At 47.8% G+C, this 7,346-nt stretch carries 3 protein-coding genes; all 3 read right to left on the bottom strand.

The genetic code is table 11. The annotated features are described in order from the left end of the window. Positions 1–426: 426 nt before the first annotated feature. The 3 genes from QNJ26_22655 to QNJ26_22645 are packed head-to-tail and all read right to left on the bottom strand — an operon-like array spanning position 427 to position 6,339. Positions 427–1,788: an Npt1/Npt2 family nucleotide transporter gene (locus QNJ26_22655; protein ID MDJ0988355.1), complete on the bottom strand. Its 1,362-nt coding sequence runs from the start codon at positions 1,786–1,788 to the stop codon at positions 427–429. Between the two features lie 15 nt (positions 1,789–1,803). Next, the gene (locus tag QNJ26_22650; protein ID MDJ0988354.1) at positions 1,804–3,381 is read right to left on the bottom strand and encodes a peptidoglycan-binding domain-containing protein; all 1,578 of its coding nucleotides are present in this window, start codon (positions 3,379–3,381) and stop codon (positions 1,804–1,806) included. Positions 3,382–3,426: 45 nt separating this feature from the next. Beyond that, complete coding sequence (locus QNJ26_22645) at positions 3,427–6,339, bottom strand: PEP/pyruvate-binding domain-containing protein (protein MDJ0988353.1); 2,913 nt, start codon at positions 6,337–6,339, stop codon at positions 3,427–3,429. Positions 6,340–7,346: the final 1,007 nt, after the last annotated feature.

The following is a 7,346-nucleotide window of genomic DNA, read 5'->3' as shown; positions in this document are numbered from 1 at the left end:
TACTTTTGGATTTGACATAGCTGTTAAGCACTACTGTGGTTTTTTAGTAACTTTGGTGGATCGATTGAAAGGATTTGTTTTTACGATACATCTGAAGCAAAGCACTTCGATGATTACAAGTCGATTTTATGACTAAAAGCAGGCTCGGATGAATAGCTGTCATGGCTTTGGCTCAGACGCCTTTTCCGTTGAAGCGATCCGAATATAAAAGACCCCTGAAAGTTTGAAAAAATGATATGTAATCTTAACTTTAGATTGAAGTATTTTTAATATTGCTTTCAAAGATAATAATTACTTTGGTGTTTGTACACTAAATTTAGGATAAACAAATGGTGTTTAGGGTATCAGTATAACACGGATGTCCCCCTTGCCCTCTTAGGTGGGATTTTGGAACTGCTACAGCCTGACAGATGTATTCTCGCGATATTAGCCTGGTTCCGAATAGCGGCGGTGCTCTTGAATTACCACAAACGCAAGCAGTATCCAAATGAAGATGAGTATTATATTCAGCACAAAGAAAGACTGCGTTGAAAGGGCCAGAAACTGGACTCCGACCAAGACTGTAAAGGCTGCAATTCCGTCGCCCACGCGGACAAAGAGCGAATCGATAGTTGGCTTGCCCTTGTACTTATATTCCGCCGAAACCGGCAGCCACAAAACGTTACGCGCTGTGTTGTTAATAGAGTAATCAGTGGAATTCTCCGCTATCTTCATTACTTTGACAATAGCCAGGATTGGGACAAATGCCATGGCAGTGTATGAGACCAGGGCAATGACGGGCATCGTAAGCAAAACTACACCAAAGCCGCCATACTTGAGCAGGCGTGAGGCTACAAAGGCCTGAAGAATGAGCGCGAAAACGTTCACCCAGAAGTAAAAGTTCCCATAAAATGCTGTGGTCCCGTCCCGGGTAAAAGATAGCAGGGAATCCGTATCTGAGACGCCTCCTTTAATTGCTTCGCCCTTTAGAAACTCCTGGACCACCCGGAAGAGCAGGTTTTCACCGTTGGTGTTGACCCAGCTCAAAAGCAGCGTGATCAAGGCCGTGGCCAGCAGGAAGCGGCTGGCAAAAACGATTGAGATGGCACTGCGTCCAGAGTCGACGATTTCGGGGACGGAAGTCGCCTGGGAACCGGTGGTTTGCGTTTGCACGTGGCTATCGACCATTCGGCTGAGGAAAATGGAAGCGATCAGTGGGATCATAGTCACAATCAGGAGCGACTCGGAAACAATAAGTCTGGAATTCAGCAGGAACTCGGTAATCCAAGAGCCACACGCAGCACCGGCTGTGGCCCCGATGGCAATAAAGGGAAAAAGGCGATTCCCACATTCCATAGTGTAGACATCAGCGGCAAATGCCCAGAACTGGGCGACCACAAACACTCCGAAAATGCCGACCCAAAGATAGAAGATGATACCGGTATACGGAATGTATTCAATAAAGAGACCGGGCTGAATCGCCCAAAAGACTGCCAGATTCATCACACAGAAAATGGTGGAGCGGGTGATGAGGTCGCTCCGGCGGTATCGACCGGAAAGCCAGCCGTACAACCACACCACAGGTATCAACACAATACTCTGGCCAAAACTGGAGTATGCCTTGACCTCCATTTTGGATAACCCACTGATATCGGAAACTGCGATCCACCCCTCCCGGATGGGCTTGATGAAATAATAGGCGCACAGAATGAGGAAAACGTTGGTAAACATCAGGAAGGCGGTAAAACCCTCACCGGGTTTTACATCCGTGAAGAGCCGCAGGAATCGGTCCAGTTTAGACGGCTTCACAGGCGCTGCCTTCTTTTACTGTTCAGTTGCAGGGACTGGCTGTGACAAATCGGCCGCCGGCTTAGTTTCATCAGTTGTTTTAAGCTCATCCAGCAATTGCGGCGTAATTTTTCCGTCCACGCCAAGTTGGTGTTCTTTCTGAAATGCCCTGATAGCTGCGTTGGTTTTGGACCCCAATTTACCGTCGACCTTACCGACATTATAGCCCAGTTTCAGCAGTGCAGCCTGTACTTCTGCAATTTGCTGGCGCTCTTTCTGCTTGTCTTCAAAACCGATCAGGTTGCGTGTAAATGTCACCTCCGCTGGAAGTTCTCCGGGAGCCGGCATCTTTGGTGGGTGGTTCGTTTCGATTAGCCGGTGAATATAGGTCGCCAAGGTCTGATGATCCACAGCAGAGTTTTTATAGAGCACATTCGAGATCAAGGTCGCCAAATAGTGCAATCGGGTAAGGCCAGCCGGGGTTTCGACAATCGCCACTGAATTCATATAGTTTTTGACATTGCCGTGATATTTTTTACATTTAAATCCGGGCTCTTTCTTACAACTGTAAAGCGATCCGGATTTGAAATAGACCGCAGAGTCATTCAAAGCCGGCGATGAGGCATAGCGGATGCGGCGTTCGGTCATATAGAGCAGGCGCTTGATTTCCCGGCTTGAAAAGACGTCTACCAATTTTCCTTGTTCCATCAGTAAAATAAAACGCATCAGTTCCCGTGCGGTAGCGTAACTGTTGTAGCCGGTCGGCACGCTTTGTTTGCCGGTGCGCGTAAAGAAGCTTCCTTGGCGAAAATACTGCAAATCCAAGCCATTGCGTGTGAGAGGCTCAAAAAATGTTTGTTCGTATAGTTCACGTAATTGCTCGCGGGACATTTTTTTGAAAATGCGGGTGGCTTCGTCACCTGTAACAGGATAATTCTTCTGGAAATGTCTCAGCAGCATGGCATTTTTCATCACCATTGCGGCGGCGGCATTGGAACTGATGGAAAGGGTCCAATCCAGGTACTCCCAAAGAGACCCTTGATCACCTTTTTGCAATGGGCGAAAACTTAAGGCTCCGGTATCGGGATTCCAGATTCTGACTTCATGATGATCCCACTCGATAAATTCATCCGCAGTGATAATGGTTTCACGAAGCAGTTTTATGCGGCTAGCGTTGTCGTCCGGATAAATATCAGCCAGCGCTTGAAATAACGCCAGGGCAGCTACAATTTTTCCAACGCTACCGACGTTTTGTTTGTAATCCGCCCGGTGTTCGGCATAGCGTGGATTGTCAATATCCGAAAGGTCCAGAACAGCAACTCCATATCGGTCTGCTTTATCACCTAAAAGTTTCACAACACCGTCGGTGAACTCAGGGTCAGGTTCCGGTAGTACCAAATTCGGGTAATCCAGCAATCTTAGATCCACCAGATGGGTCGGCAGCAGGGCACCGGGAGGTTGCTGGCGGCCCCGCATTTTGCCAAAAACAGCCAAACGCGCTGCTTCAATACGCCGAATTCCTGTTTCGGAATAGGCGTCCAGGGGATAGGCAAAACCAGGATCCGCTATGGCAAGCATGACGAAAACGGCGATTAATTTCAGGTATTGTTTCATTTTACACCACCCCAGACATTTAGCTTAACGTCAATAATATCCGGATCAGGGATGCTCATCCAAATTCACTTTTTGGCCAAGTTGGGACGACATATCCTTATCCAGGTTGTTCAGGTAGTTGTTGCTGCGGGCCTGAATGCTTTCAAGAAAAGGTCGAATCTGAAAAAGCTGTAATTTGCCATCGATAAAACCGAACTCGATATCGGCCTGGATGGGATTTCCGCCGGCATCCAAAATATACGGCCATCGCTTCGGCAGGTCCTGCGCCAACTTGATGAGTTGCCTGATCTCATCGGCGTTCAGAACCGGATCGGCATCTACCACCAATACTTTGGTAATGCCGCCTTCAGTTTTTAATACCCGCTGCCAGGGAGCAGTGGCCTGGGCCAGCATGTGAACTTCACCCGTCTTCACATTAATTCGCAACGACTCGGCCGCTTGGCCGTCAACGGCTCCGCCAACCCCTTCGTTCACAGCAACGGACAGCCATCCTTTCTCACCGGTGTCAATATCACGGGTTACCATGACACCTGATTTTTGCGACGGGACACTGCGTAAAAGCAGCACGGAGGCATAGACGTGTTGCGGCATATCCATGTGTGACTGGCGCCAAGCGAAGGCACGCCTGCTGAACGGTGATGCCCATACCTTGGGGATGGCCGCCAGGATATTCTCAAATCCCACCACATTCGGGATGGTCTTATTTAATCCGGCTCCGGTAAATCCAGGGAGATCCTCGACATTGGTGTCACTGCGCACGAACACGCCATAGGTTCCATCAGGGCCGAATACCGATTCCAACGCAGCCGCCAGACCCCGGCGAAAAGCATCGTCTAAATCAACATTCAGCATGTAATCTTCCAGTTCTTTGCGCAGAGACTCCATTTTTTCATCCCGCTTATCTGAGCCGGGCGGCATTCCTAGTATCTTTCCATATTCATCTTCCATCCACTCAAAAATAGTTTGTTTACCGTTTTTGTGGGGCTGGTCCAGTAAGTTTCGAAAAAAACCGAATGGAATTGCCAGACCATCTGCGACCGCTTCGGGATAATAATGGTACAGCTCTCCCAGATTAGCAGCTTTAGGACCGACAGTACGCCCTGAGTCTTTGATTCGTAACTGGCTTAAAGGAATGAATTTTCGGTTTTTGAGGTTCAGTTTCTCAAGATCGGGGCGAATCAGACTGACCGATTCTGTTTTTTGCTCAAAGATGTGATTCAGCTGTCCTTTGTCCAGAATTATCTGAACAGAACCAGCCGGGCTGGCGGCTAAAATGATTTTCTGCCCATCATGCTCTTTTAACTTTGTGATTAAGCTCTCATCAACAATTACATTCGGAATGCCCAAATTGCGCGCAAGCATCTGCACGTGAGAAAGAGGGTTTCCTTCACCTGCCGTTAAAATACCGGCTACCGGCGGCAATTCTGCAATCGTTTCTGGTAATAAATAGATACCTTGCAGATCAAAATCATCATAGTGACCCGCGGGTCTCAATCGGAGTTTACCCCGGGCGAGGCCGGGATTAAGGCTGCGAAGGCCGGCACCGACGTCCTGGCCAAAAAGCTCGTGGCGCAATCCCACAAGGTGATGGGCATCGCGCAGCAGACTGTCCAATACGCTTGAGTAGAAGAAAAGTGGGCTTCCCCGGAGGCCGTCCTGGATAACACGGTTAACCAGTGGCTCAATTTCAGCCAGTTTTTGCATACTTTCATGGAAATGGAAGCGAAGCCACTGGGCGCACCAGCCCGGCACCCGGGCCAGGTAATCGAGTGCAGCCTTGTAATTCTCTAAGGAGATGGTGTCGCCTTCTATTTTTGCGAAAGTCGCCTGCAAATCCTGCAGCTGAATGGCCGATATGAGACCGGCACCATACATGGCCAAGCTGCTGCTTTCAAGCCATTGCAGATGCTCGCGCCTGGAAGCGGTCTGCAGCCTCCCGATCAAATCCCTTCCAGCAGCATAATGTTCGATCTCAATCGCCAGACCGGTGTCCAGTGCAGTTAGACGAAGTTCGCCGCCTCGAACATTTAACAATTGTCTTCTGATCGTCGCCATCATCTTGCCCGTTGCAGCAAACCGGATGGTGGGATCGCTGGTTGTTTCTAATGTTTTGATGACCACCGCTATTTCCTGGGTTAGTTCAGAATTACTGCTGATTTTTGTTTGTAAATCCTTCAAAAGCTGTGAGGTGGATTCGGATGTAAATACCTTGTCAATTTCGTCTGCCAAACGTGCGTACTGCGCAGCCAGATCTGAATCTTTAATGCCCGCGGCATAGTCCCGGACCCGCTGGGCGTCTTCTCGATCCGGCTGATTATGAATTTTGATGCGCAGCGGCAGAAACTTCTTATCTTTTTCTGATAGAGCAAGAGACTGTTGACGAACCCGTGCGACGCTTCTGGTTTCAGCCCCATGCTCCAATAAGCTCGCACCGATTCTCAGGGGCGCAATTCCACGTGAGCACCAGATGTCCTTGTCGGCAAGTTCCAGTAACAGCGCTCTTGCCTTAGCGGTTTCATCTTCGGCTTGAATCGCCCCCCGGTAAAAACGCGCCTTGCGAAAAATCCAGCCGTCGTCGACAGAAATCAAAAATTTTTCGATTAGAATCTGATTATAAAGATCGGAATAGCCCGGTGCAGTTGTGATTTGGTCTATGTCAAGAGAGGCAAGTACATTGGCAATATAATATCCGCCAGCGCGCAATTGCTTTACACGATCGGTCCATTCGCCATGTTGCACTCCGCCATCATGGTCTTTGCAGGCGTAAGGCTTTGGGGCCAGGATGCTTCCATCGTTGCAAAACCAGCGAATGCGCGAAAAAGGTCCCTTAGGAGATGTTTTCATCTCCTTGATCCATTGGCGCACCGTTTCCCTGGGCGGCAAATCCGCGACTGCCTGAAACGGTCCTGCTAACAACAAGAAAAGTGTGATGAGAGGAGCAATACAGATGGGCTTCATTTGTTTAAGTTTCATTGTACATTAAAGGTTTGGAGGAATTAGAATTCACGTTTCTTTCCGATGGCCAACTCATCTGCCTTGGTTGATTGACCGCCACCAAAGCCTCCGCAATCGTTTTTATATTGTGTAGATTCGGATATGGTATCCGTCTAAAAATTCAATAAAAATAAGAGATCGAAGCTTCAGATCGACTATTTTGATCTGTAACTGACAATTTGATGCTTGTGCACTAAATTTAGGATAAACAAAGGATGTTTAGGCACAATTGATTTCCCCCAAATGGTTTAATTTAAACGGATGTATTTTATTCTGAAATGACGATCCTGCAGATGGCCAAAATTGACAATCGCCATGAACAATAGCGCAATTTCCCTTACTTAAAACGGCATTAAAAGGCTGTTGCTGGTTATCATTCCATATGCGTCGACACAAATGCACAAATCTACCATATTAATAAATGAAACTCGTATTGATACGACCAACTCAGTGTTTTTAGAACGGTGTGCTCGGCGGGTTTAATAACTCATAAGGATTAATAGAAAGATCATTCAAAAAGCAAAATGTTTGCCGGCAAAGGGTCGCGCCTCTCTGTATCTATTATCGGATTAACATCTTTTGTTGGACCAAGCTATTATAGTGCGAAGGATGGGAAGACTGGTCGTCCTGGCGCCTTGAGTTGCCTGCCTTGCGTAGCTTCTTGACCTCCATTTTATCCCGTCGAAGTTTAAACGAAGACGGAAGCTTTTAAGCAACGGAGGTTAGCGAAGAAGGACATGTTAACCATAACTTTCAGCGATGGTGGATCGTTTTCCGGCTTGAGCTGTCAGAGTTCCCGCTCAAATATCTAAATAGCACGGATGTCCCCCTTTACCTCCCCACACCTCAATCAATCGAATTTTGGGCTTTGATTCTTGTGACCCAACCACTTAGGCAGATCATCATTTATATCAATAACCCGCATACCATAAAAAATATGGCACGTTGGTTTAAATTTCGTTGGCACTTTT

Source organism: Desulfobacterales bacterium, from assembly GCA_030066985.1.
Lineage (GTDB): Bacteria > Desulfobacterota > Desulfobacteria > Desulfobacterales > JAHEIW01 > JAHEIW01.
This window is presented reverse-complemented; position numbering and strand designations above follow the sequence as displayed.